Source organism: uncultured Kluyvera sp. (genome assembly GCF_902485085.1).
In the GTDB taxonomy this organism is placed as follows: domain Bacteria; phylum Pseudomonadota; class Gammaproteobacteria; order Enterobacterales; family Enterobacteriaceae; genus Kluyvera; species Kluyvera ascorbata.
Genome location: NZ_CABTJS010000078.1, coordinates 1 through 24,925, shown reverse-complemented (window position 1 = coordinate 24,925; position 24,925 = coordinate 1). Strand labels below are relative to the sequence as shown.

Annotated in this window: 19 protein-coding genes; 13 read left to right on the top strand and 6 right to left on the bottom strand. The window is 55.3% G+C overall.

What is annotated here, in order from left to right:
• The first annotated feature begins 23 nt into the window (after positions 1-23).
• From pckA to nadS, 3 genes are all read left to right on the top strand, one after another.
• Positions 24-1,640 (top strand): phosphoenolpyruvate carboxykinase (ATP), encoded by a 1,617-nt coding sequence (pckA, locus tag RDN66_RS09210; protein ID WP_123650868.1) that lies wholly within the window; start codon positions 24-26, stop codon positions 1,638-1,640.
• A gap of 121 nt (positions 1,641-1,761) precedes the next feature.
• Positions 1,762-2,085: a type II toxin-antitoxin system RelE/ParE family toxin gene (locus tag RDN66_RS09205; protein ID WP_202217060.1), complete on the top strand. Its 324-nt coding sequence runs from the start codon at positions 1,762-1,764 to the stop codon at positions 2,083-2,085.
• The gene (gene nadS / locus RDN66_RS09200) at positions 2,082-2,378 is read left to right on the top strand and encodes a NadS family protein (RefSeq protein WP_035892115.1); all 297 of its coding nucleotides are present in this window, start codon (positions 2,082-2,084) and stop codon (positions 2,376-2,378) included. The genes RDN66_RS09205 and nadS overlap by 4 nt, the downstream gene beginning before the upstream one ends.
• Positions 2,379-2,481: 103 nt before the next feature.
• Here the strand turns inward: nadS and envZ are convergent, their stop codons facing one another.
• On the bottom strand, positions 2,482-3,834 hold the full coding sequence (gene envZ / locus RDN66_RS09195) for a two-component system sensor histidine kinase EnvZ (RefSeq protein WP_202217059.1): 1,353 nt from the start codon (positions 3,832-3,834) through the stop codon (positions 2,482-2,484).
• A complete protein-coding gene (gene ompR, locus RDN66_RS09190) occupies positions 3,831-4,550 on the bottom strand; it encodes a two-component system response regulator OmpR (RefSeq protein ID WP_001157751.1) in 720 nt (239 codons plus the stop codon). The genes envZ and ompR overlap by 4 nt, the downstream gene beginning before the upstream one ends.
• A 229-nt stretch (positions 4,551-4,779) precedes the next feature.
• Between ompR and greB the strand changes: the two genes are divergently transcribed.
• From greB to feoC, 5 genes are all read left to right on the top strand, one after another.
• The gene (gene greB, locus RDN66_RS09185; RefSeq protein ID WP_035892118.1) at positions 4,780-5,253 is read left to right on the top strand and encodes a transcription elongation factor GreB; all 474 of its coding nucleotides are present in this window, start codon (positions 4,780-4,782) and stop codon (positions 5,251-5,253) included.
• A gap of 99 nt (positions 5,254-5,352) precedes the next feature.
• Entirely contained in the window at positions 5,353-7,686 is a 2,334-nt protein-coding gene (locus RDN66_RS09180) for a Tex family protein (protein ID WP_202217058.1), read from the top strand.
• A gap of 438 nt (positions 7,687-8,124) precedes the next feature.
• Complete coding sequence (gene feoA, locus RDN66_RS09175) at positions 8,125-8,349, top strand: ferrous iron transporter A (protein ID WP_035892120.1); 225 nt, start codon at positions 8,125-8,127, stop codon at positions 8,347-8,349.
• Between the two features lie 31 nt (positions 8,350-8,380).
• Positions 8,381-10,699 (top strand): Fe(2+) transporter permease subunit FeoB, encoded by a 2,319-nt coding sequence (gene feoB / locus RDN66_RS09170; protein WP_202217057.1) that lies wholly within the window; start codon positions 8,381-8,383, stop codon positions 10,697-10,699.
• Positions 10,700-10,707: 8 nt separating this feature from the next.
• Entirely contained in the window at positions 10,708-10,944 is a 237-nt protein-coding gene (feoC, locus tag RDN66_RS09165; RefSeq protein ID WP_035892123.1) for a [Fe-S]-dependent transcriptional repressor FeoC, read from the top strand.
• A gap of 49 nt (positions 10,945-10,993) precedes the next feature.
• On the opposite strand, the gene RDN66_RS09160 is transcribed toward feoC, so the two are convergent.
• Together RDN66_RS09160 and bioH are read right to left on the bottom strand one after the other, a co-directional pair.
• Entirely contained in the window at positions 10,994-11,263 is a 270-nt protein-coding gene (locus RDN66_RS09160; RefSeq protein ID WP_035892124.1) for a YdgH/BhsA/McbA-like domain containing protein, read from the bottom strand.
• Between the two features lie 109 nt (positions 11,264-11,372).
• Positions 11,373-12,155: a pimeloyl-ACP methyl ester esterase BioH gene (gene bioH / locus RDN66_RS09155; RefSeq protein ID WP_035892126.1), complete on the bottom strand. Its 783-nt coding sequence runs from the start codon at positions 12,153-12,155 to the stop codon at positions 11,373-11,375.
• A gap of 38 nt (positions 12,156-12,193) precedes the next feature.
• Here bioH and gntX point away from each other — a divergent pair, with 38 nt between their 5' ends.
• From gntX to gntT, 3 genes are all read left to right on the top strand, one after another.
• Positions 12,194-12,868, top strand: coding sequence for a DNA utilization protein GntX (gene gntX / locus RDN66_RS09150; RefSeq protein ID WP_202217056.1), 675 nt, complete (start codon positions 12,194-12,196; stop codon positions 12,866-12,868).
• Positions 12,869-12,926: 58 nt separating this feature from the next.
• Positions 12,927-13,502, top strand: coding sequence for a Fe-S biogenesis protein NfuA (gene nfuA / locus RDN66_RS09145; protein ID WP_035892128.1), 576 nt, complete (start codon positions 12,927-12,929; stop codon positions 13,500-13,502).
• A gap of 415 nt (positions 13,503-13,917) precedes the next feature.
• Positions 13,918-15,234, top strand: coding sequence for a gluconate transporter (gene gntT, locus RDN66_RS09140; RefSeq protein ID WP_035892130.1), 1,317 nt, complete (start codon positions 13,918-13,920; stop codon positions 15,232-15,234).
• A gap of 170 nt (positions 15,235-15,404) precedes the next feature.
• Here the strand turns inward: gntT and malQ are convergent, their stop codons facing one another.
• Together malQ and malP are read right to left on the bottom strand one after the other, a co-directional pair.
• Positions 15,405-17,489, bottom strand: a complete 2,085-nt coding sequence (gene malQ, locus RDN66_RS09135) for a 4-alpha-glucanotransferase (RefSeq protein ID WP_308537794.1) — start codon at positions 17,487-17,489, stop codon at positions 15,405-15,407.
• Between the two features lie 9 nt (positions 17,490-17,498).
• Positions 17,499-19,889: a maltodextrin phosphorylase gene (malP, locus tag RDN66_RS09130; RefSeq protein WP_308537793.1), complete on the bottom strand. Its 2,391-nt coding sequence runs from the start codon at positions 19,887-19,889 to the stop codon at positions 17,499-17,501.
• Positions 19,890-20,509: 620 nt separating this feature from the next.
• Here malP and malT point away from each other — a divergent pair.
• Positions 20,510-23,215, top strand: coding sequence for an HTH-type transcriptional regulator MalT (gene malT / locus RDN66_RS09125; RefSeq protein WP_202217053.1), 2,706 nt, complete (start codon positions 20,510-20,512; stop codon positions 23,213-23,215).
• A gap of 204 nt (positions 23,216-23,419) precedes the next feature.
• Positions 23,420-24,787, top strand: coding sequence for a glycoside-pentoside-hexuronide (GPH):cation symporter (locus tag RDN66_RS09120; RefSeq protein ID WP_202217052.1), 1,368 nt, complete (start codon positions 23,420-23,422; stop codon positions 24,785-24,787).
• Positions 24,788-24,925 lie beyond the last annotated feature (138 nt).

Here is a 24,925-nt window from a genome sequence, read left to right as displayed (position 1 = left end):
CATATTGGCTAAGGAGCAGTGAAATGCGCAACGGTATAACCCCGCAGGACCTCAAGGCTTATGGTATTAACGACGCACAGGATATCGTCTACAACCCCGATTACGATACATTGTATCAAGAAGAACTCGATCCTAACCTGGAAGGTTATGAGCGCGGTGTCTTAACGAATCTGGGCGCAATTTCTGTCGACACCGGTATCTTTACCGGCCGTTCTCCAAAGGACAAATATATCGTTCGCGACGACACAACGCGCGACACGGTATGGTGGTCTGATAAGGGCAACGGAAAAAATGACAACAAGCCTCTGTCACCTGAAATCTGGCAACATCTTAAAGGCCTGGTCTCCCAGCAGCTTTCCGGCAAGCGCCTGTTTATCGTCGATGCCTACTGCGGCGCGAACGAAGACACCCGCCTGTCCGTCCGCTTTATTACGGAAGTCGCCTGGCAGGCGCACTTCGTGAAGAACATGTTTATCCGTCCAACTGATGAAGAACTGAAGACGTTCAAACCAGACTTCATCGTGATGAATGGCGCAAAATGCACTAACCCACAGTGGAAAGAACAGGGCCTCAACTCGGAAAACTTTGTCGCGTTTAACCTGACAGAGCGCATCCAGCTGATTGGCGGGACCTGGTACGGCGGCGAAATGAAAAAAGGGATGTTCTCTATCATGAACTACCTGCTGCCGCTGCAGGGCATTGCTTCTATGCACTGTTCCGCTAACGTCGGCGAGAAAGGCGACGTGGCGGTCTTCTTCGGCCTGTCCGGCACCGGTAAAACCACCCTTTCCACCGATCCAAAACGTCGTCTGATTGGCGATGACGAACACGGCTGGGATGATGACGGCGTGTTTAACTTTGAAGGCGGCTGCTACGCGAAGACCATCAAGCTCTCCGAAGCCGCTGAGCCGGATATCTATCACGCGATCCGTCGCGACGCGCTGTTGGAAAACGTGGTGGTGCTGGCCGACGGTACTATCGACTTTAACGACGGTTCCAAAACGGAAAACACCCGCGTCTCCTACCCGATTTACCACATCGACAATATCGTGAAGCCGGTGTCGAAAGCGGGCCACGCCACTAAGGTTATCTTCCTGACCGCCGATGCTTTCGGGGTTCTGCCGCCGGTATCACGCCTCACGGCCGATCAGACGCAGTACCACTTCCTTTCTGGCTTCACCGCGAAGCTGGCAGGTACCGAGCGCGGCGTCACCGAGCCGACCCCAACCTTCTCCGCCTGCTTCGGCGCGGCGTTCCTGTCGCTGCACCCGACGCAGTACGCTGAAGTGCTGGTAAAACGCATGCAGGCCGCAGGCGCACAGGCTTACCTGGTGAATACCGGTTGGAACGGCACCGGCAAACGTATCTCTATCCAGAATACGCGCGCGATTATCGATGCCATCCTCGACGGTTCTCTGGACAACGCAGAAACCTTCACCCTGCCAATGTTTGACCTGCAGATCCCAACGGAACTGCCGGGCGTAGACACCCACATCCTCGACCCGCGCAGCACCTACGGTTCGCCGGAGCAGTGGCAGGAAAAAGCCCAGGCGCTGGCGAAGCTGTTCATTGAGAACTTCGAGAAATACACCGATACCCCGGCAGGCGCCGCGCTGGTGAGCGCAGGGCCGAAGCTGTAACGGGTAGACATGCTGCCTAGCCCTTACCCTTTGGGGTGAGGGCTTTTTTTTATCCAAACACTTTTTAAGTGTACCAAGTACACCTATACTTGATAAAAATATCATCTACGCAGGATGCGTAATGTTCATCTTCATCGAACTACAAGGATTCAGTAAACGGCGTCGGGTCTTACTGCCTGACGATGAGTTCCGGGTTTTCCAGGAGATTCTTATTGAGAACCCGGAAGCGGGAGAAACCATTTCAGGTACAGGCGGTTTCAGGAAAATACGCTGGAATCGTCCTGGGATGGGGAAGCGAGGTGGAGTTCGAGTCATTTACTATAACGTAACGAGTAAAGGCAGGATTTATCTGGCGCTGATTTATCCTAAGAATGAACAAGATGATTTAACTGAAGAGCAGAAAAGTGTTTTGAAGCAGTTATCCAATGCGATGAGGCAACCATGAAAGATGAATTATTTGCCGATCTGCTGGCCAGTGCAGAAGAAATGGTACGCATTGAAAAAGGCGATGAGACGCCAAAGCCTGAGCACGTACATACCTTTAGCGAGATCGATGTAAAAGCCATTCGCGAAGCCACCGGGCTACGCCAGCAAGATTTTGCTATCGCCGTCGGTGTGAGCTATGACCTGGTAAAAAGTTGGGAGACAAAACGTCGTCAGCCAACGGGGGCACCACGTAAACTCCTGCTGCTGCTTCAGGCCAACCCATTCATCATTAAGCAGTTGATCGCCATTTAACGAATCTCATACAGGTAGCCCAGCCGAGCGACGCCGGGACAACACACCGCACCACACCGCACCACACAAACAAAAACCGCCGGGGTTTCCCCCAGCGGCTTTTTTAGCTCTCTTTCGTCGGCGTCGGTGGACGACTTCCCGGCACCGGCAGCCAGGCGCGTATCAGCAACCCGCCGCGTTCGCTGGTATCAAGCTCCAGCAACCCATTGTGGTTATCGATAATACGCTGCACGATGGCCAGCCCCAGACCCGTTCCGCTGATGGTACGGGCGCTATCGCCACGAACAAACGGTTGGAACAGGTGCTTACGCTGCTCGGGTTTAATGCCCGGGCCATCGTCTTCTACCTGGAACCAGGCACGATGCGCTTCACGACCGCTGCTGACTTTAATCCAGCCGTTGCCATAACGCGCGGCGTTCACCACCATATTGGCCAGCGCACGCTTGATAGACAGCGGATGCACCCTTACCGGGATCTCGTCGTTGAACAATGCGGTATCAATTTCGCGCTCGTAGCCGCTTTCCGCTGCGATCACTTCACCCAGCACCGTGTTGAGGTCGATAGACTCCAGCGGCATCTCCTGACCGGTACGCAGATAGTCAATAAACTGCTCGATAATGGCGTTGCACTCTTCAATATCTTTATTGATAGATTCAGCGAGATAACCATCCTCTTCACCCATCATCTCCGTCGCCAGACGAATACGCGTCAGCGGCGTGCGAAGGTCATGGCTGACACCGGCCATCAACAGCGTACGGTCGTCGGAAAGCTGCTTCACGCCTGCGGCCATATGGTTAAAGGCTCGGGTAACCGAACGCACCTCAGACGCACCGTATTCACGCAGCGGCGGAGGAATAATACCTTTCCCGACCTGAAGCGCGGCGTGCTCCAGGTCGACCAGGGGTCGGTTCTGGATGCGAATAAACAGCCAAGCGCCGCCTATCGCCAGCAGCATAATCGCCAGGGTATAGCGGAAGAGCGGAGAGAAGTCCCCCTGATGGATTTCGGTTAACGGCACGCGCACCCAGATATTGGGTGACAGCCAGGTCTTCAACCAGACCACCGGGGAGCTTTTATTGACTTCAACGCGCACTTCAGTCGGCCCGCCCAACTGCTGGGCCATCTGCTGACTTAAGAACTCGTAGTGTTGAGCCCAGCGTAAACCGGCCTCTTCAGCGGCTTCATCGGAATAGAGTGAAATACCCAGTTCACGATAGATCTCGCGGCGAAATGCCGGCGGCACGACAAGCTGCGTGCCGTCTTCCAGCTGCAGTTTATCGGTCATCAGCATACGGACTTCGTAGGCTAAGACCTTATTAAACTGCTGCAGGCTTGGCAAAATCGCGAAGTTCAGCACCACAAGATAGGTTGTCACCAGGCTGACAAACAGCAGGGTGACAATCAACAGTAACGTGCGGGCAAACGAACTTCGAGGCGAGAAGCGAAGTCGCCTCATGCTTTAGAGCCGTCCGGGACGAACACGTAGCCCAGACCCCAAACGGTCTGAATGTAGCGTGGGTGAGCCGGATCTTCTTCCACCATGCGGCGCAGGCGAGAAATCTGCACGTCGATGGAACGTTCCATCGCCGAGTATTCGCGACCACGGGCCAGGTTCATCAGCTTATCGCGAGACAGCGGTTCACGCGGGTGGCTGACCAGTGCTTTCAGTACCGCAAACTCACCGCTAGTGAGTGGCATAGGCTCATCTTCGCGGAACATTTCGCGAGTACCGAGGTTCAGCTTGAACTTACCGAAGGCGATAACCGCTTCTTCCTGAGAAGGCGCGCCCGGCAGTTCGTTCGCCTGACGACGCAGTACCGCACGAATACGGGCCAGCAGTTCACGCGGGTTGAACGGTTTCGGAATGTAATCGTCGGCGCCAATTTCCAGGCCTACGATACGGTCAACTTCTTCCCCTTTCGCCGTCACCATGATGATCGGCATCGGGTTGCTCTGACTACGCAGACGACGGCAAATCGACAGACCGTCTTCGCCTGGCAGCATTAAATCCAGAACCATCAGATGGAATGATTCACGAGTCAGTAGTCGGTCCATCTGTTCGGCGTTAGCTACGCTTCGAACCTGGAAACCCTGCTCGGTCAGATAACGTTCCAGCAACGCGCGCAGGCGCATATCGTCATCAACAACAAGAATCTTATAATTCTCTTGCATTGTTTTTACTCCCAAAGGTTCGCAACAATTATTCAGCATGTATTCTCAAAAAAGCCTGCGCTTGCGACCAGCTAAATCTGGTATAAATTCCAGGCTAAATTGTTACAAAGCATATTTAACAGCGAGTTAAGTATACAATGAATCTTAATACACATTATTTATTCTGTCGGCATACTCGCGTAATACGTATTGTGCGTATTCTTTCCTCGGCAGCAGGTAAGCACGGAACATGAAAACACAGTTGATCACCCGTGAAGGGTACGAAAAGCTCAAAAAAGAGATGGATTATCTCTGGCGCGAAGAGCGCCCGGAGGTCACAAAGAAGGTGACCTGGGCCGCAAGCCTTGGCGATCGCAGTGAGAATGCTGACTATCAGTATAATAAGAAACGCTTAAGGGAGATTGACCGACGCGTTCGTTATTTGACCAAATGCCTGGAAAATCTGCGCATTGTCGATTATTCGCCGCAGCAGGAAGGCAAAGTCTTTTTCGGTGCCTGGGTCGAGATAGAAAACGACGACGGCGATACCAAGCGTTTTCGCATCGTCGGCTACGATGAGATTTTTGGTCGCAAGGACTATATCTCCATCGACTCGCCGATGGCCCGCGCGCTGCTGAAGAAAGAGGTCGGCGACCTGGCGGTGGTCAACACCCCGGCGGGTGAAGCAAGCTGGTACGTGAATGAGATCGAATACGTAAAATAAGACCGGAACAATCCGAAGCCCCTGTTGATGACTGGCATTTTTGCCAGTCAATCCGTATAACTGTCCCCTGATTTTATGACCTAACAGTGAAACCAAGCCATGATGAATGATTCGCTCTGCCGCATTATTGCGGGTGAACTTCAGGCCAGAGCCGAACAGGTGGAAGCCGCCGTTCGCCTGCTTGATGAAGGGAACACCGTGCCGTTTATTGCACGTTATCGTAAGGAAATCACCGGCGGACTGGATGATACGCAGCTGCGTAATCTGGAAACCCGCCTCGGGTATCTGCGTGAGCTGGAAGACCGCCGTCAGGCCATTCTGAAATCCATCGGTGAGCAAGGTAAGCTGACCGAGGCGCTGGAAAAAGCCATCAACGGCACGCTCAACAAAACCGAGCTGGAAGACCTCTACTTACCGTACAAACAAAAGCGCCGCACCCGCGGGCAGATTGCCATTGAAGCGGGCCTTGAGCCGCTGGCCGACCTGCTGTGGAGCGAGCCGTCCCACGACCCGGAAACCGAAGCCGCTAAATTTATCGATGCCGATAAGGGCGTTGCAGACACTAAAGCGGCCCTTGATGGCGCACGCTATATCCTGATGGAGCGCTTCGCGGAAGACGCAGGCCTGCTGGCGAAAGTACGTGACTACCTATGGAAGAACGCCCATCTGGTTGCCAAAGTGGTCAGCGGTAAAGAAGAGGAAGGCGCTAAGTTCCGCGACTACTTCGACCACCACGAACCTATTTCCACCACCCCTTCCCACCGCGCGCTGGCGATGTTCCGCGGGCGTAATGAAGGCGTGCTGCAACTCTCTCTCAACGCCGACCCGCAGTTCGACGAGCCGCCGAAAGAGAGCTACTGCGAACAGATTATTATCGACCACCTCGGCCTGCGCCTGAACAACGCGCCGGCGGACAGCTGGCGTAAAGGCGTGGTGAGCTGGACCTGGCGCATCAAGGTGCTGATGCACCTCGAAACCGAACTGATGGGCACCGTGCGCGAACGTGCGGAAGATGAGGCAATTAACGTCTTCGCCCGCAACCTGCACGACCTGCTGATGGCTGCACCGGCTGGCCTGCGTGCCACCATGGGCCTTGACCCGGGCCTGCGTACCGGCGTCAAAGTGGCAGTAGTTGACGGTACCGGCAAGCTGGTCGCCACCGACACCATTTATCCGCATACCGGTCAGGCGGCGAAAGCCGCGGTTGTCGTCGCCGCACTGTGCGAAAAGCACAACGTAGAACTGGTGGCTATCGGTAACGGGACAGCATCTCGCGAAACCGAACGCTTCTTCCTCGACGTACAGCAGCAGTTCCCGAAAGTCACCGCCCAGAAGGTGATCGTCAGCGAAGCTGGCGCATCCGTCTACTCTGCCTCTGAACTGGCGGCGCTGGAGTTCCCGGACCTAGACGTTTCCCTGCGCGGCGCGGTGTCTATCGCCCGTCGTTTACAAGATCCGCTGGCAGAGCTGGTGAAAATCGACCCGAAATCCATCGGGGTCGGCCAATATCAGCATGACGTTAGCCAGACTCAGCTGGCGCGTAAGCTTGATGCAGTCGTAGAAGACTGCGTAAACGCCGTCGGCGTAGACCTGAACACCGCCTCCGTGCCGCTGCTGACCCGCGTAGCGGGCCTGACGCGCATGATGGCGCAGAACATCGTCGCCTGGCGCGACGAGAACGGTCAGTTCCAGAATCGCCAGCAGTTGCTGAAGGTGAGTCGTCTGGGGCCAAAAGCGTTTGAGCAGTGCGCTGGCTTCCTGCGCATTAACCACGGCGACAACCCGCTGGATGCCTCAACCGTTCACCCGGAAGCCTATCCGGTGGTCGAGCGTATTCTGGCCGCCACGCAGCAGGCGCTGAAGGATTTAATGGGCAACAGCAGTGAGCTCAGAAATCTGAAAGCCTCTGAATTCACCGACGAGCGTTTCGGTGTGCCAACCGTTACCGACATCATCAAAGAGCTGGAAAAACCGGGCCGCGATCCGCGTCCTGAGTTCAAAACCGCGAAGTTTGCCGATGGTGTAGAAACCATGAACGACCTGCTTCCGGGAATGATCCTCGAAGGCGCCGTTACCAACGTCACCAACTTTGGTGCGTTCGTGGATATTGGCGTGCATCAGGATGGCCTGGTCCACATCTCTTCGCTGGCGGATAAGTTTGTCGAAGACCCACACACCGTGGTGAAAGCGGGCGATATCGTCAAAGTGAAGGTGCTGGAAGTGGATCTGCAGCGTAAACGCATTGCGCTGACCATGCGCCTTGACGAGCAGCCGGGTGAAACCAACGCCCGTCGCGGTGGCGGTAACGATCGCAGCCAGAGCAACAACCGCCCGGCAGCGAAAGCGGCAAAACCTCGCGGACGCGAAGCGCAGCCTGCGGGCAACAGCGCGATGATGGATGCGCTGGCAGCCGCCATGGGCAAAAAACGCTAATCGAAACCAGTAGCCCGGCCGAGCACAGCGACGCCGGGAACCGCTCCAGAGCCTCCCCGACGTCGGCGTTAAAACGCCTCGACCGGTCTGCCGCTTATTTGGCATATCTCAGCCATTATTATCTTCCGTTCAGCTTTTAATAATAAGCCTCATCACGTTTTATTTTATTAACCAATGAAACCTTAATTAAACATTAAGCGAAGAAAATAATATTTAATTCATTCACAGCTACAATGCGTTGCTTGCGTCATATCAAAAAAAGTGCAAATTCCGTTCGAAATTCCCACCGATCGCATAATATGTATTGATGATAAAAACCATTCTCATTATCATCATATTCAGTAAGCTTTATTCTTTTATTCTGTGACGATGCCCCGACTGCCGCCAGGCAGCACGCGGGTTCCCTCTCGTTCAGCTAGCGATATACAAGTAGGTTCTATGCAATTTACACCTGATACTGCGTGGAAGATTGTCGGTTTCTCCCGCGAAATTAGCCCAGCCTATCGTCAGAAACTGCTGTCACTGGGTATGCTGCCGGGATCGTCCTTTAATGTGGTTCGCGTTGCACCACTCGGCGATCCTATTCATATTGAAACTCGCCGCGTCAGCCTGGTGCTACGTAAAAAAGATCTCGCGCTAATAGAATTAGAATCCATCGCGTAATAACTTCAGCCCGGCACTAAGAGTCTGAAAAATGAAAAAATTAACCATCGGTTTAATTGGTAATCCTAATTCCGGCAAGACAACCTTATTTAACCAGCTCACCGGCGCGCGCCAGCGCGTGGGCAACTGGGCCGGGGTAACGGTGGAGCGTAAAGAAGGTGCATTCTCCACCACCGATCATCAGGTCACCCTTGTCGACCTGCCGGGCACCTACTCGCTGACCACCATTTCGTCGCAAACCTCGCTGGATGAGCAGATTGCCTGTCACTACATTCTGAGCGGCGACGCCGACCTGCTAATTAACGTAGTCGATGCCTCCAACCTCGAGCGTAACCTTTACCTGACGCTGCAACTCCTCGAACTGGGCATTCCGTGCGTGGTGGCGCTGAACATGCTCGACATTGCCGAGAAACAGCAAATCCGCATCGACGTGGATGCGCTCTCTGCCCGCCTCGGCTGCCCGGTTGTACCGCTGGTTTCCACCCGCGCTCGCGGGATTGAAGCGCTGAAAATGGCCATTGACCGCCATCAGGGCAACCAGCAGGTTGAACTGGTGCATTACCCGCAGCCGCTGCTGCGCGAAGCCGATAACCTGGCAAAAGAGATGTCGCAGGAAATCCCTGAACGTCAGCGCCACTGGCTGGGTATGCAGATGCTCGAAGGTGACATCTATAGCAGCGCCTACGCCGGTGATGCCGCACACAAGCTGGACGTTTCCCTGGCGCATCTTAGCGAAGAGATGGACGACCCCGCACTGCACATCGCCGACGCCCGCTACCAAAGCATTGCCGCGATTTGCGATGCCGTCAGCAACACCCTGACTGCCGAGCCAAGCCGCTTCACCGCCGCGATGGATAGAATCGTCCTCAACCGCGTGCTGGGCCTGCCGATTTTCCTGTTCGTGATGTACCTGATGTTCTTGTTGGCGATTAACATCGGCGGTGCGTTGCAGCCAATCTTCGACGGCGGCTCCGTTGCCATCTTTATCCACGGTATTCAATGGATTGGCTACCAGCTGCATTTCCCGGACTGGCTGACGGTCTTCCTGGCGCAGGGTATCGGTGGCGGTATCAACACCGTGCTGCCGCTCGTGCCGCAAATCGGCATGATGTACCTGTTCCTCTCCTTCCTTGAGGACTCCGGGTACATGGCGCGCGCCGCATTCGTCATGGACCGTCTGATGCAGTCTCTGGGTCTGCCGGGTAAATCGTTCGTACCGCTGATCGTCGGCTTCGGCTGTAACGTGCCATCGGTCATGGGCGCACGTACCCTCGATGCCCCGCGTGAACGTCTGATGACCATCATGATGGCGCCGTTTATGTCCTGCGGCGCGCGTCTGGCTATCTTCGCCGTCTTCGCCGCCGCCTTCTTCGGCCAGGGCGGAGCGCTGGTGGTCTTCTCCCTGTACGTGCTGGGTATTGTTATCGCCATCCTGACCGGCCTGATGCTCAAATACACCATCATGCGCGGCGAAGCGTCTCCGTTCGTGATGGAACTGCCGGTGTACCACGTACCTCACATTAAGAGCCTGATTATCCAGACCTGGCAGCGCCTGAAAGGCTTCGTACTGCGCGCCGGTAAAGTTATCGTTATCGTCAGTATCTTCCTGAGCGCGCTGAACAGCTTCTCGTTCAGCGGCAAAATCGTCGACAACATCAACGATTCCGCGCTGGCCTCCGTCAGCCGCGTTATCACCCCGGTGTTTAAACCGATTGGCGTGCATGATGATAACTGGCAGGCCACCGTGGGTCTGTTTACCGGTGCGATGGCGAAAGAAGTGGTGGTCGGTACGCTGAACACCCTCTACACCGCCGAAAACATTCAGAACGAAGAGTTTAATCCACAGGAGTTCAGCCTCGGTGAAGAGCTGCTCGCCGCAGCGGATGAAACCTGGCAAGGGCTGAAAGGCACCTTTAGCCTTAGCGTACTGGCTAACCCAATCGAAGCCAGTAAAGGCGACGGTAATATGGAAACCGGTGCCATGGGCGTGATGAGCAGTAAATTCGGCAGCGCGGCAGCAGCCTACAGCTACCTGATTTTCGTTCTGCTCTATGTTCCGTGCATCTCGGTGATGGGGGCGATTGCCCGTGAGTCTAGCCGCGGCTGGATGACCTTCTCCATTCTGTGGGGTCTGAACATCGCCTACTCACTGTCTACGCTGTACTACCAGGCGGTGAGCTTCAGCCAGCACCCACGCTACAGCCTGGTGTGCATCCTGGCGGTGATTCTGTTCAACGTGGTGGTGATTGGTCTGCTGCGCCGTGCCCGTAGCCGGGTGGATGTTTCCCTGCTGGCGACAAGCAAAACCCCGACATCCTGCTGCTCTAGCCCGGCAGGCGATTGTCACTAGGAGTCAACATGGCATCATTGATTGAAGTACGCGATATGCTGGCATTGCAGGGACGTATGGAAGCCTCACAGCTCAGCGCCCAACTGCATACGCCGCAGCCGCTGATCGATGCCATGCTGAGTCGCCTGGAAGCCATGGGGAAAGTCATGAAAATTGACGAAGAACCTGATGGATGTCTGACCGGCAGTTGTAAAAGCTGCCCGGAAGGAAAAGCCTGCTTACGTCAGTGGTGGGCGCTACGCTAAAACGTATTCCCGGCGTGAACAAACGCCGGGAATAACATGTTCGACCGACTTACTTATAGACGTCCGCATTACCGTGAACGGTTTTCTCGTTCTTCTCACCCGCAATGATCACATAGTACTTGCCGCCCAGCTCATCCGCCTTTTTAGACAGATCGTGTTTAGCATCCATTGGCGAGGTCGTGTTTGACGTAGTGATGTTACCGATTTTGGTCAGATTCATCTTAGCAACGTCTTCTTTAGTGATTTCCTTGGCCGCAAATGCGCCAAATGAAAGCGAACCGATAACCAGAGATGCAACAATACCTGTAACAAGTTTCATAGGCCTACACTCCATTCAGTTATTTTCGTAGGTGACAGTGGCCCGCCGAAATAGCCAGCCACCGTAACAAGTTAAGTATTGCTACAAATTTGCCATTTACCACGTCAGGCTAAAAATAATTCCGTAAGCGTTGTTTGAGCGCCAGCAACGGTTCGCAGAATGCCTGCGGATGCGAAATAAACGGCGCATGAGCCGCCTTATCAAACACCAGCGATTCGCTCTGCGGCCACTGGGCATCCAGCAGCGGTACAATTTTTCTTGGGACCAAACCATCAAGCCGACCGTATAGACGCAGGAACGGTACCGTCAGCGCGGCGAGCGGCTGGCGCAGGTCAGCGGTTTTAAGGATCTCCAGCCCGCCGTTCAGTACCTCGGAAGAGGGCATCGGCAGGGATAGCACCGTCTGCTTCAGCGCACGGGCATCCTGACGGGCGCTTTCAGTGCCCAGCGTTTGCAGCGCCAGGAAACGCTCTACGGTGCGCTGGAAGTCTTCGCTAAGCTGTTGCTGGAACCCGCCGAGCACCTCAGGCTTAATGCCCGGCCACTCTTCATGCGCGCTAAAACACGGTGACGATGCGACGGTGACCAGCGCCTCAACGCGTTCCGGGTGGCGTAATGCCACTTCGCTTGCCACCAGTCCTCCCAGACTCCAGCCAAGCCAGATAGCCTTTGCTGGCGCTTTTTCCAGCACGCGATCGGCCATCTCTTCCAGCGAAAGTGCACCAAATCCGCCGCTGCGACCATAGCCCGGTAGGTCGACCAGATGCAGCGTAAAATGCGCGCCTAATTCCGGCGTGATGCAATCCCAGACCTGGGCATTCAGCCCCCATCCGTGCAACAGCACAAGATGACAATTTCCTTCGCCCGTGGTTTGCCACCAGATGTCGTTCATCAGCTATTGTTCTCGTTTTATCAGTTCAGGAGGCGATTATGCTAACAGTCCACGGCTCGTGCTGGCTATGCAAAATGCCGCTGGCGCTACCGGCGTGGGGTATCTGCTCGCGCTGTACCGGCGCGGTCACTCTCCGGATTTGTCTTTGTCCGCAGTGCGGGTTACCTTCAGCCGACAGCAACGTCCCTTGCGGGCGCTGCTTGCAAAAACCGCCGCCCTGGCAACGGCTGGTCGCGATTAACGACTATCAACCGCCGCTCAGTACCTTGATTCATCACTTCAAGTTTAGCGGTCAGCCAGAGCTGGCTCCTGCACTGGCGCGCCTACTGCTGCTGGCCGTGCGGCAAAACGCCATGCGACCTATACCGCAACAGCTTATCAGCGTGCCGCTGTGGCAACGCCGTCACTGGCGTCGGGGGTATAACCAGAGCGAGCTGCTCTGCCAGGCGCTGGCAAAATGGCTGCCCTGTGAGTTCAACTCGCGCGCGCTTACCCGTACCCGGCCAACGGCGACGCAGCATCAGCTCAGCGCGCGGCTGCGCAAGCAGAACCTGAAAAATGCGTTCCAGCTTGAATTACCGGTTCAGGGTCGCCATATGGTTGTTGTGGATGATGTCGTCACCACGGGCAGCACCGTTGCCGAGATTTCCCGGCTTCTTTTGCGAAATGGCGCGGCGAGCGTTCAGGTATGGTGTCTGTGTCGCACCTTGTAGACCCCCATCTATGGGCGTATTATAACCAACTAAAGTAGTCAACTATTAGGTCAAAGCTATGATCCGTATTTCCGATACTGCGCAAGCGCACTTTGCCAAACTTCTGCAAAATCAGGAAGAAGGGACACAGATCCGTGTATTTGTGATTAACCCTGGTACGCCTAACGCAGAATGCGGCGTTTCTTATTGCCCGCCGGATGCGGTGGAAGCAAGTGATACTGCCCTGAAATTTGAACAGCTCACCGCCTATGTCGACGAGCTGAGCGCTCCGTATCTGGAAGATGCGGAAATTGATTTCGTCACCGATCAGCTGGGTTCTCAGCTGACCCTGAAAGCGCCAAACGCGAAAATGCGTAAAGTGTCCGACGATGCACCGCTGATGGAGCGCGTTGAATACATGCTGCAGTCGCAGGTGAACCCTCAGCTGGCTGGCCACGGTGGTCGCGTGTCGCTGATGGAAATCACCGACGACGGCTACGCCATCCTGCAATTTGGCGGCGGCTGTAACGGTTGTTCAATGATTGATGTCACCCTGAAAGACGGTATCGAAAAGCAGCTGCTGGCTGAATTCCCGGAACTGAAAGGCGTGCGCGATCTGACCGAACACCAGCGCGGCGAGCACTCTTACTACTAAGTTCGCTCCGCGCTCATCCCCGGCGGCGCTTCGCTTGGCCGGGCTACCTATGTTTGTAGCCCGGACGAGGCGTTTACGCCGACCCTGGGGATGTACTACCCACTCACGACATCATGTTACCGCGCAACATTCCTCGCAAATTCACGCTCAACGCACTGCAATAACCCTACCAATAATTTGACTACCGTCGCAGATTTCACATTTCCATGCTCAGGGTTATTCTCAATCTCCACATGTTACCCGTATCATCGCAACACACACCACCGCGTTAAATAAATAGCCAGCTATTCTTTGCTGAGTCATACAACATCAAGGTGGCGTGGAGAAGTCAGTACCTATTCCCTCTGTAGGGGCAATTGGACGTTGTCGCAACAACAGTGACGTTACCCATAACAAATTAAAGGCTGGATAAATTATGCCATTAATCATCGTAGCTATCGGGGTTATCCTCTTATTACTGCTGATGATCCGTTTCAAAATGAACGGGTTTATCGCTCTGGTTCTGGTGGCTCTGGCCGTCGGGCTAATGCAGGGCATGCCCCTGGACAAAGTTATCGTCTCCATTAAAAACGGCGTCGGCGGCACCCTCGGCAGCCTGGCGCTGATTATGGGCTTCGGCGCCATGCTCGGTAAGATGCTGGCAGACTGCGGCGGCGCACAGCGTATCGCCACCACCCTTATCGACAAATTTGGTCGTAAGCACATTCAGTGGGCCGTCGTCCTGACCGGCTTCACCGTCGGCTTCGCGTTGTTCTATGAAGTGGGCTTCGTACTGCTGCTGCCGCTGGTATTCACCATCGCCGCTAACGCACGTATTCCGCTGCTGTACGTTGGTGTGCCAATGGCCGCGGCGCTCTCTGTGACCCACGGCTTCCTGCCGCCGCACCCGGGCCCTACGGCTATCGCCACCATCTTCCACGCGGATATGGGTAAAACCCTGCTGTACGGTACGCTGCTGGCCATCCCAACCGTGATCCTGGCGGGCCCGGTTTATGCGCGCTGCCTGAAAAGCATCGACAAGCCAATCCCGGAAGGTCTGCACAACCCGAAAACCTTCACCGATGCAGAGATGCCGTCCTTCGGCGTGAGCGTCTGGACCTCTCTGGTGCCGGTCATCCTGATGGCGCTGCGCGCTATCGCTGAAATGGTGCTGCCAAAGGGCCACGCCCTGCTGCCTGCCGCTGAGTTCTTCGGCGACCCGGTGATGGCAACTCTGATTGCAGTGCTGATTGCTATCTTCACCTTCGGCCTGAACCGTGGCCGTTCTATGGATGACATCAACGATACGCTGATCTCCTCCATTAAAATTATCGCCATGATGCTGCTGATCATCGGTGGTGGCGGTGCCTTCAAGCAGGTACTGGTCGACTCCGGTGTTGATAAGTACATCGCATCGATCATGCACGAGTCCAACGTTTCTCCGCTGTTTATGGCCTGGTCTATCGCCGCCGTGCTGCGTATTGCGCTGGGTTCTGCCACCGTTGCAGCTATTACCGCTGGCGGTATCGCCGCGCCGCTGATTGCCACCACCGGGGTTAGCCCTGAGCTGATGGTTATCGCCGTCGGTTCCGGCTCCGTTATCTTCTCCCACGTGAACGATCCAGGCTTCTGGCTGTTCAAGGAGTACTTCAACCTGACCATTGGTGAGACCATCAAGTCCTGGTCGATGCTGGAAACAATTATCTCGGTTTGCGGTCTGGTAGGTTGTCTGCTGCTGGGGATGGTGGTGTAACGCCACGAACTCTCGATACAAAAAATGCCGGGCTTGTCCCGGCATTTTTATTGGTAGGCCTGATAAGCGCAGCGCCATCAGGCAATGACGGCGCACATCACCGGATGGCGGCGTTGCCTTATCCGGCCTACAAAAAACCCGGCGTCGCGTTTGTACGGCCGGGTTACGGGTTACTTCTTCTTACTCGCCGCTTTCCGCCGCTTGTCCAAATCCTTAATCAGCTTGTTCACCCCGTCATCGGCAAACATCGCCTCCAGCGAAGTGGAGAGCTTGCGTCGCCAGTTCGGATATTCAGAGCTGGTACCAGGGATGTTGACCGGGCTGGACATCTGCAGCCAGTCTTCCGGCTGAAGCCCCAGCAGCGCGCTGTTGCTGTCGGCGATATAGCGTTGCATCCCGCGACTCAGCGTTGCCGTCATCGACATCAATGACGCCTTATGCCCCGCACGTTTCGGCAGCGTGCCGTACTTGTGCAATGCATCTAGCAGCCCCTGCTTCGCCCGGGCGCGATCCTGATAAAGCCCAAGCAGCACGTCCGCATCAGGATAAAGCCCTAATGTATTCCCGAGGGCCAGGTCGTCACCTTCCCAATAGCCGCGCAGCGTCGGCAGGTCGTGGGTGGTTGCCACGGCCATCGACTGCTCTGGATAGGCTTTCGGCGCGCGGAAGTTCTTCTCACTATCGTTTTCAAAGTAGAGCACTTTGTACGAGTAAACGCCGCTTTTGCGCAGCTTACCGACAATCTCCACCGGTACGGTGCCAAGGTCTTCGCCAATCACCATACAGCGATGACGTTTACTCTCCAGCGCCAGAATCGACAGCAGCGCATCCACCGGATATTGCACGTAAGCGCCGTGATCGGCGGTTTCACCATACGGGATCCACCACAAACGCAGCACCGACATCACGTGGTCAATACGCAGCGCGCCGCAGTTCTTCATGTTGGCACGCAGCAGCTCGATAAACGGCTCATAGGCACGCGCGGCGATGATATGCGGATCCATCGGCGGCAGGCCCCAGTTTTGCCCCAGCGGGCCGAGGATATCCGGCGGCGCGCCGACGGAGGCTTTCAGGCAGTACAGCTCGCGGTCGCACCAGGTTTCCGCGCCGCCTTCGGCCACACCCACCGCCAGGTCGCGGTAGAGGCCAATCGGCATGGCATCGCTCTGGCTGGTCTCCCAGCAGTCGGCAAACTGGGTATACGCCAGCCATTGCAGCCACAGGTAGAAATCTATGTCATCGGCATGCTTCTTACAGAACGACTGCACGTCCGAGCTTTCAATATTCTGATATGCCTTCGGCCAGGCAGGCCAGCCCCAGCGCAGCTTATCTTCTTTCACCTGATGGGCGTGCAGCGCGTCATACGCCGCCTGCCAGTAAAGACTCTCCCCTTCTTTATCGACAAAGTAACGGAAGGTCGCCATCTGCTCATCGTTGCGTTTGGCAAAGCGTTTCCACGCCATACGCAGCGCCGTCATTTTCAGTTCGGTCACCGCGGTGTAATCCACCTGCTCCACGTCGCGTGCCGCTTTCAACTTCTTCTGAGTTGCCGGCAGCTTCCACCATGCCTGCGCCTCGTCGCTCAGCGCAAAGTCTTCCACGGCGTTCACGTCGATATAGATAACGTTCATCCAGCGGCGCGAAGATGGGCTATACGGGCTGGCGCTTTCCGGATTGGCCGGGTAGAGCGCATGAATCGGGTTGAGGCCGATAAACGACCCGCCGCGCTTCGCCACTTCCGGCAGCATCGCCTTCAGGTCGCCGAAGTCGCCGATACCCCAGTTTTTATCCGAACGTAGGGTGTAGAGCTGCACGCAGGCGCCCCACAGCTTTTTCGCCTCTTTCAGCGGCTGCGGTTCATAACAACGTTCGGGAGCAATAATCGCCCGGCAGTGCCAGCGCTGATCGCCCTGGGTCAGGGTTAACGAGTGATACCCTTCCGGCAGCCGGGTCGGCAGGCTGAGCGTTTTACCGCCCGCCGCCTGACCATGATACTGCTTGCCCTCTTCGGTGGTGAGGATCCAGCTAAACTCGCCCTTCCCCTCCACCGCCAGCGTCATCTTCTTACCATACGTCCAGACTATCACGTTGGGTATCGGCGTGGCCGCCACATCCGTGGCGGCGGTATGATGCATTGCGTCAAGCAAACGCCGTTTGGTGTCGGCACCAATAGACTGCGGCTTGCCGTGGGCATTGATGTAATTTGGGCTAATACCCGCCGCTAGCGCGGCATTATCGAGGCGTTTGCTCTCCATGGCCTGTCCTTAGCGTTTTGCCTGCCAGATGCGTTTCTGATAATCGCGGATAGAACGGTCAGAGCTGAACATGCCACAGCGAGCGGTGTTCAGGATTGCCGCACGGGTCCATGCGTCCTGATCGCGGTAGAGCACATCAACCTGCTTCTGCGCTTCAACATAAGCCGCAAAGTCCGCCATCACCAGGTACGGGTCACCGCCCTGCTTGCCAATGCTGTGCAGCATCTGGTCGAAAGCGTGTTTGTCGCCGTCGCTGTATTTGCCGCTTTCCAGCTCTTTGAGCACCGCGTCCAGCAGCTTGTCGGCTTTACGCCATTTCAGCGGATCGTAGCCTTTGGCTTTAAGTTCTTTCACCTGCTCGACGGTATGGCCGAAGATAAAGATGTTCTCAGAACCGACCTGCTCGGCGATTTCCACGTTCGCACCGTCCAGCGTACCGACGGTCAGCGCGCCGTTGAGCGCCAGCTTCATGTTGCCGGTACCGGAGGCTTCTTTACCCGCCGTGGAGATCTGTTCAGAAACATCCGCCGCCGGAATCAGCATCTCCGCCGCGGATACACAGTAATCCGGCAGGAAGACCACTTTCAGCTTATCGCCCACTTTCGGGTCGTTGTTGACGGCTTCGGCCACTTTGTTGATAGCAAAGATAATGTTCTTCGCCAGATAGTAGCCCGGTGCCGCCTTCGCCCCGAACAGGAACACGCGCGGTACGCGGTCGGCCTCTGGGTTTTCGCGGATTTCTTTGTACAGCGCCAGAATGTGCAGCAGGTTCAGATGCTGACGTTTGTACTCGTGCAGGCGTTTGATTTGAATATCAAAAATCGCGTTGCTGGAGATCTCAATACCGGTGCGTGCCTTAACAAACTTCACCAGGCGCTCTTTGTTCGCCAGCTTGATGTCGCGGTACTGCTTACGGAACTTCGCATCGTCCGCGTATTTTTCCAGATTGATCAGCTGATCGAGATCGTTCGCCCACTCTTTTTTCAGCGATTTATCCAGCAGCGCGGCAAGCGCCGGGTTGCACTGTTTGATCCAGCGACGCGGCGTGATGCCGTTGGTCACGTTGTGGAAACGGTTCGGCCAAAGCTGGTGATATTCCGGGAACAGGTCTTTCACTACCAGGTCAGAGTGCAGCGCTGCGACACCGTTAACCGCAAAACCGCTCACCACGCACATGTTCGCCATGCGCACCTGCTTGTTGTGCACCACGGCAAGTTTCGCCCAGACGGCTTCATCGCCCGGCCAGGTGGCATCAACCAGCTTCTTAAAGCGGTCGTTAATTTCTTTGATAATCTGCATGTGACGCGGCAGCAGCGCTTTCACCAGTTTCTCATCCCAGCACTCCAGCGCTTCTGGCATCAGGGTGTGGTTGGTGTAGGCGAAGGTTTTGCTGGTAATCGCCCACGCATCGTCCCAGCTCATCTGGTGCTCATCAATCAGCACGCGCAGCAGTTCAGGAATGGCGATGGTTGGGTGCGTATCATTAAGCTGGATAACTTCAAAATCAGCCAGTTCATGCAACTTTCGGCCCGCCAGATGGTGACGGCGCAGAATGTCAGCCACGGAGCAGGCGCACTGGAAGTACTGCTGCATCAGGCGCAGCTTTTTACCCGCGGTGTGGTTGTCGTTCGGGTACAGCACTTTGGTCAGCTTTTCGGCGCCGATACCCTGCTGCTCAGCGCGCAGGAAATCACCGTCATTGAATTTGGTCAGGTTAAATGGATGCGCGTGCTTGGCCTGCCACAGACGCAGCGGCTGCGCTACGCCGTTACGGTAACCCAGCACCGGCAGATCCCAGGCTTCACCGGTAATGGTGAACGCCGGCTGCCATTCCCCTTTGACAACTTTACCGCCAATGCCCACCTGCACGTCCAGCGCGGCGTTATGACGGAACCACGGGTAGCTGCCGCGCTGCCAGTCATCCGGCGCTTCCATCTGATGACCGTCGTCGAAGGACTGACGGAACAGGCCATATTGATAATTCAGACCATAGCCGGTCGCCGACTGGCCCACGGTCGCCATCGAGTCAAGGAAGCAGGCGGCCAGACGGCCCAGGCCACCGTTGCCGAGCGCCGGGTCAGTCTCTTCTTCCAGCAGATCGGTCAGGTTGATGTTGTAGGCTTTCAGCGCCTCGCTCACCCCTTCGTACCAGCCGAGGTTAAGCAGGTTGTTGCCGGTCAGGCGGCCAATCAGGAACTCCATTGAGATGTAGTTCACGTGGCGCTGACCTTTCTCCGGCTTCGCTACCGGCTGCGCGGAGAGCTGTTCTGCCAGCGCACCGCTCACAGCCTGCCACCACTGGTGGGACGTCATCTCGGTAGCGGCCTGCAAGCCAAATCGCTGCCACTGACGCGTCAGGGCAGCCTGGAATGAATCGTGATTGAAAGTAGGCTGTGACATAGCGAATTCGAATCCTTTTACATAGACATTGGCGTTAGTGTGCCTGGCTGAATGAGGGACTTCCTCATCCCGTCCAGGATTAGACAGGGAGGAGTCGCAGGGATGAGCGAAAAGTGTGATCGCCGCCACTATAACGTTAGCCGTTGGCGGTAATTTCGCTCAACTTTCATACAGCAAGGAGCATCCTTGTTCAGGAGGTCAGTGTCGCGGATCGCATCGAAGATATCTTCGGGCCGGGTCATAAAATGAAATGGCGTTTTGCGATAAATATGTAAATAAGGAAATGATTTCGTCACTAAATAAGCAACAAATTAATACGTATTATTTCTACGGAAATTTACGTGAACTGAATTTTTTTTAACGCCATTTATTTGAGTTCTTGCTCAAATATTATTTCACTCGTAACTACAACAGGTTATGTAAGCCAAGGTTTACGCGCCCTGAGCGGCATTCTACGAAGATGGCATTAAATAGAAAAAATTGTGACATATAGCAAATTAGAAGACATCAAAACAGGACATAACTTGCAATACATAGTCATTTGACCGACCTTTGTATGGATTAATTACGAAGCGCAAAAAAAATCTCGTTTTCCAATCCTCACAGTGAAGTGATTAGCTATGTTGATTCCGTCAAAACTCAGTCGACCCGTCCGTCTCGATCACACCGTGATTCGCGACAGGCTGTTGGCGAAACTTTCCGGCGCGAACAATTATCGTCTGGCGCTGATTACCAGTCCGGCTGGCTATGGAAAGACAACGCTTATTTCACAATGGGCAGCAGGGATGAGCGACCTGGGCTGGTATTCTCTCGATGAAGGCGATAACCAGCAGGAACGTTTTGCCAGTTACCTCATTGCCGCTATCCAGCAGGCAACTGGAGGACACTGCGAGGCCAGCGAAAATATGGTGCAAAAGCGCCAGTACGCCAGCCTGAGCTCCCTATTCTCTCAGCTATTCATTGAATTAAGCGAATGGCAGCGACCGCTATACCTGGTCATTGATGACTATCACCTGATAACGAACCCTGTCATCCACGACGCGATGCGCTTTTTCCTGCGTCATCAGCCAGAAAATCTGACGCTGGTGGTGCTGTCACGTAACCTGCCGCAGTTGGGTATTGCCAACCTTCGCGTGCGTGACCAACTGCTGGAAATTGGCAGCCAACAGCTGTCGTTTACTCATGCAGAAACCAAACAGTTCTTCGACTGCCGCTTAGCCGCGCCGATTGAGGCCGCAGAAAGCAGCCGTCTGTGCGATGACGTTGCCGGCTGGGCCACCGCGCTTCAGCTGATTGCGCTCTCCGCACGTCAGCGTAACAACGCCACGCAGCACTCCGCGCGTCGTCTGGCAGGCATTAACGCCAGCCACCTGTCCGATTATCTGGTGGATGAAGTGCTGGATAACGTTGATCCACAGACCCGCAACTTCCTGCTGAAAAGCTCGCTGCTACGTTCAATGAACGACTCGCTGATCGCCCGGGTAACCGGTGAAGAGAATGGTCAGATGCGTCTGGAGGAAATTGAGCGTCAGGGGCTGTTTGTGCAGCGCATGGATAATTCCGGCGAGTGGTTCAACTACCACCCGCTGTTTTGTAGTTTCCTGCGCCAACGCTGCCAGTGGGAACTGGCCGCCGAGCTGCCGGACATTCACCGCGCGGCGGCGGAAAGCTGGATGGCGCAAGGCTTCCCAAGCGAAGCCATTCATCACGCGCTGGCGGCGGGCGACCCAACCATGCTGCGCGACATTCTGCTCAACCACGCCTGGGGCCTGTTCCACCATAGCGAACTGGCTCTACTGGAAGAGTCACTCTCGGCTCTGCCGTGGGAAAGCCTGCTGGAGAACCCGCGCCTGGTGTTGCTGCAAGCCTGGCTGATGCAGAGCCAGCACCGCTACAGCGAAGTCAACACCCTGCTGGCCCGCGCCGAGCAGGAGATGACCTTTGAAATGGACTCCTCCCTGCACGGCGATTTCAACGCCCTTCGCGCCCAGGTGGCGATTAACGACGGTGACCAGGACGAAGCGGAACGCCTGTCTACGGTCGCACTCGAAGAGCTGCCGCTGGCGAACTTTTATAGCCGCATCGTTGCCACCTCGGTACACGGTGAGGTGCTGCACTGCAAAGGTCTGCTGAGCCAGTCTATTGCCGTGATGCAGCAAACCGAACAGATGGCGCGCCGCCATGATATCTGGCATTACGCGCTGTGGAGCCTTATCCAGCAAAGCGAAATCCTGTTTGCTCAGGGCTTCCTGCAGGCCGCGTGGGAGTGTCAGGAAAAAGGCTTCCAGCTGATCCACGAGCAGCATCTTGAACAGCTGCCAATGCATGAATTCCTGCTGCGCATCCGCGCGCAGCTGCTGTGGGCCTGGGCGCGTCTCGATGAAGCCGAAACCGCTGCACGTACCGGTATCGAAGTGTTGAGCGGCTTCCAGCCGCAGCAGCAGCTCCAGTGTCTAACGCTACAGGTACAGTGCTCGCTGGCGCGCGGCGACCTGGATAATGCCCGCAATCACCTGAACCGCCTTGAAAACCTGCTCGGTAACGGCGCTTACCACAGCGATTGGGTCTCCAACGCCGATAAAGTACGGGTCATTTACTGGCAGATGGTTGGCGACAAAAAAGCGGCGGCTAACTGGCTGCGCCATACGCCAAAGCCGGAGTTTGCCAATAACCACTTCCTGCAGGGCCAGTGGCGTAACATCGCCCGTGCGCAGATCCTGCTTGGCGAGTTCGACTCCGCCGAGATGGTGCTGGAAGAGTTAAACGAGAATGCGCGCGCGCTGCGCTTAATGAGCGATCTCAACCGCAACCTGCTGCTGCTCAACCAGCTGCACTGGCAGGCGGGTAACAAGAATGAAGCCCAGCGCGTACTGCTGGAAGCGTTGCAGCTTGCTAACCGCACCGGGTTTATCAGTCACTTCGTGATTGAAGGTGAAGCGATGGCGCAGCAGCTACGTCAGCTAATTCAGCTCAATACGCTGCCGGAGCTCGACCAGCACCGCGCCCAGCGCATTCTGCGTGAGATTAATCAGCACCACCGTCACAAGTTTGCCCACTTCGATGAAAGCTTCGTCGAACGCCTGCTGAATCACCCGGAAGTGCCGGAGCTTATCCGCACCAGCCCGCTCACCCAGCGTGAGTGGCAGGTTCTAGGGCTTATCTACTCGGGCTACAGCAACGAGCAGATTGCCGGCGAGCTGGATGTGGCGGCAACCACCATCAAAACGCATATCCGCAACCTCTATCAGAAGCTCGGCGTGGCGCACCGTCAGGACGCGGTACAGCACGCGCAAAATCTGCTAAAGATGATGGGCTACGGCGTGTAATTTGTGCCTGATGGCGCGGCGCTTATCGGGCCTACATACGTTGTAGCCCCGATAAGACGTGGCTTACATCAAATAGCAAAGAGATAGCTGCGTCACATTAGAGAATTAACATAAGCCCAAAGTGAAAAATTAGAATACTCAGGCTGAAGGCCACCTTTTATAAATAGTGTCGTATGTTGGCACGTAATAATAAAAGGTGACCCTATGTCGGCATTAACCGAAAAAATCAGAAACAAAGAGAAGTTTGGATTTGGTCTGGGCGATGCCGCCAGCCATATCGTATTCGACTCTTCCGTTGCCATTCTTGCTTATTTCTATACGAATATCTATGGATTACCCCCGGCGGTAATGGGGACATTATTTTTAGTTGTCAGGGTATTGGACGCCATTACCGACCCGATTATGGGCGCAATTGCTGACCAGACCAAAAGCCGCTGGGGCCGTTTCCGCCCATGGTTGCTGATTATTTGCGTTCCGTTTGCCGTTAGCTGCGTACTGGTATATTCCACGCCAAACTTCGAACAAACCGGGAAAATTGTCTACGCCGTTATTGCCTATATATTTATGACCCTTATGTATACGGCAATTAATATTCCATACTGCTCGCTGGGCGCGGCTATTACCGCAGACCCACGAGAAAACCTCTCCCTGCAATCCTGGCGCTTTGCCGTCGCGCCAATTGGCGGCGCAATGGGTACCGCGCTAATCCTACCGCTGGCAGACCTGATTGCTCCCGGCGACAGAGCGACCGGTATGCAGTGGGCGATGGGGATTTTCGGCGTTATCGGCTGCATCATGTTCCTGATCTGCTTTATGACCACCCGCGAACGTATTACGCCGGTGAAAGAGGAGAACCTGAACATTTTGCGCGATGTGCGCATTCTGATGAAAAACGATCAGTGGTGCGTGCTGTCGGTATATAACCTGGCAATGCTCTGTGGCGTCGTGGTTCGCGGTAGCCTGCTGGTTTATTTCGTACAATATATTTTGCAACAAGGCAGCAGCGTTATTTCCATTTTTATGCTAGCCACCACTATTGCCGCCGTCGTTGGCAGCCTGATGGCAAAATATATTGGCTCGTGGATGTGTAAAATCCGCGCCTCGGTGTGGGTTAATATCCTCAGCGCGTTATTTGGTTTGCTGTTCCTTGTACTGCCAACAGAATACTGGATGCCCGCGTTTATCGTCCACGTCGTCCTTAATATTCTTCAGGGCATTAACGCTCCGCTGCAGTGGTCCATGATTACCGATGCAAATAACTATGGTGAATGGAAAACCCAGCGTCGTATTACCGGCATGAACGTGGCCGCAAATATCTTTATTATCAAACTGGGCGTCGCCATCGGCGGTGCGCTGACCGGCTGGGGCCTGGCGTTCTATGGGTATCAGGCGGGGGTTGAGCAACAATCAGCGGAAGCCATCCGCGGGGTATTAATCCTGTTTACGGTACTACCGGCCATCTTCTATCTGATTACCGCTATCTCTATCCGCTACTACCGCCTGACGGAAGACCGCATGAACCATATCGTGGCCGATCTCAGCGAAGGTAAATTCCAGCAGCAAATGTCTTAAAATATAGCCCGGCGTCACGTCGGTACAAACCGGAAACATAGGTAACACTTTAGACCGGATACATGGGTAACAGTTATAACTGGCATAGAAGAGGAGACTCGCTATGCCCTGGACTGAGACCCGACCTATGCAACGCCT

Excerpts from the sequence above, each read along its gene's own strand:
- pckA (WP_123650868.1), top strand. The coding sequence starts at position 24 with ATGCGCAACGGTATAACCCCGCAGGACCTCAAGGCTTATGGTATTAAC.
- RDN66_RS09205 (WP_202217060.1), top strand. The coding sequence starts at position 1,762 with ATGTTCATCTTCATCGAACTACAAGGATTCAGTAAACGGCGTCGGGTC.
- nadS (WP_035892115.1), top strand. The coding sequence starts at position 2,082 with ATGAAAGATGAATTATTTGCCGATCTGCTGGCCAGTGCAGAAGAAATG.
- envZ (WP_202217059.1), bottom strand. The coding sequence starts at position 3,834 with ATGAGGCGACTTCGCTTCTCGCCTCGAAGTTCGTTTGCCCGCACGTTA.
- ompR (WP_001157751.1), bottom strand. The coding sequence starts at position 4,550 with ATGCAAGAGAATTATAAGATTCTTGTTGTTGATGACGATATGCGCCTG.
- greB (WP_035892118.1), top strand. The coding sequence starts at position 4,780 with ATGAAAACACAGTTGATCACCCGTGAAGGGTACGAAAAGCTCAAAAAA.
- RDN66_RS09180 (WP_202217058.1), top strand. The coding sequence starts at position 5,353 with ATGATGAATGATTCGCTCTGCCGCATTATTGCGGGTGAACTTCAGGCC.
- feoA (WP_035892120.1), top strand. The coding sequence starts at position 8,125 with ATGCAATTTACACCTGATACTGCGTGGAAGATTGTCGGTTTCTCCCGC.
- feoB (WP_202217057.1), top strand. The coding sequence starts at position 8,381 with ATGAAAAAATTAACCATCGGTTTAATTGGTAATCCTAATTCCGGCAAG.
- feoC (WP_035892123.1), top strand. The coding sequence starts at position 10,708 with ATGGCATCATTGATTGAAGTACGCGATATGCTGGCATTGCAGGGACGT.
- RDN66_RS09160 (WP_035892124.1), bottom strand. The coding sequence starts at position 11,263 with ATGAAACTTGTTACAGGTATTGTTGCATCTCTGGTTATCGGTTCGCTT.
- bioH (WP_035892126.1), bottom strand. The coding sequence starts at position 12,155 with ATGAACGACATCTGGTGGCAAACCACGGGCGAAGGAAATTGTCATCTT.
- gntX (WP_202217056.1), top strand. The coding sequence starts at position 12,194 with ATGCTAACAGTCCACGGCTCGTGCTGGCTATGCAAAATGCCGCTGGCG.
- nfuA (WP_035892128.1), top strand. The coding sequence starts at position 12,927 with ATGATCCGTATTTCCGATACTGCGCAAGCGCACTTTGCCAAACTTCTG.
- gntT (WP_035892130.1), top strand. The coding sequence starts at position 13,918 with ATGCCATTAATCATCGTAGCTATCGGGGTTATCCTCTTATTACTGCTG.
- malQ (WP_308537794.1), bottom strand. The coding sequence starts at position 17,489 with ATGGAGAGCAAACGCCTCGATAATGCCGCGCTAGCGGCGGGTATTAGC.
- malP (WP_308537793.1), bottom strand. The coding sequence starts at position 19,889 with ATGTCACAGCCTACTTTCAATCACGATTCATTCCAGGCTGCCCTGACG.
- malT (WP_202217053.1), top strand. The coding sequence starts at position 20,510 with ATGTTGATTCCGTCAAAACTCAGTCGACCCGTCCGTCTCGATCACACC.
- RDN66_RS09120 (WP_202217052.1), top strand. The coding sequence starts at position 23,420 with ATGTCGGCATTAACCGAAAAAATCAGAAACAAAGAGAAGTTTGGATTT.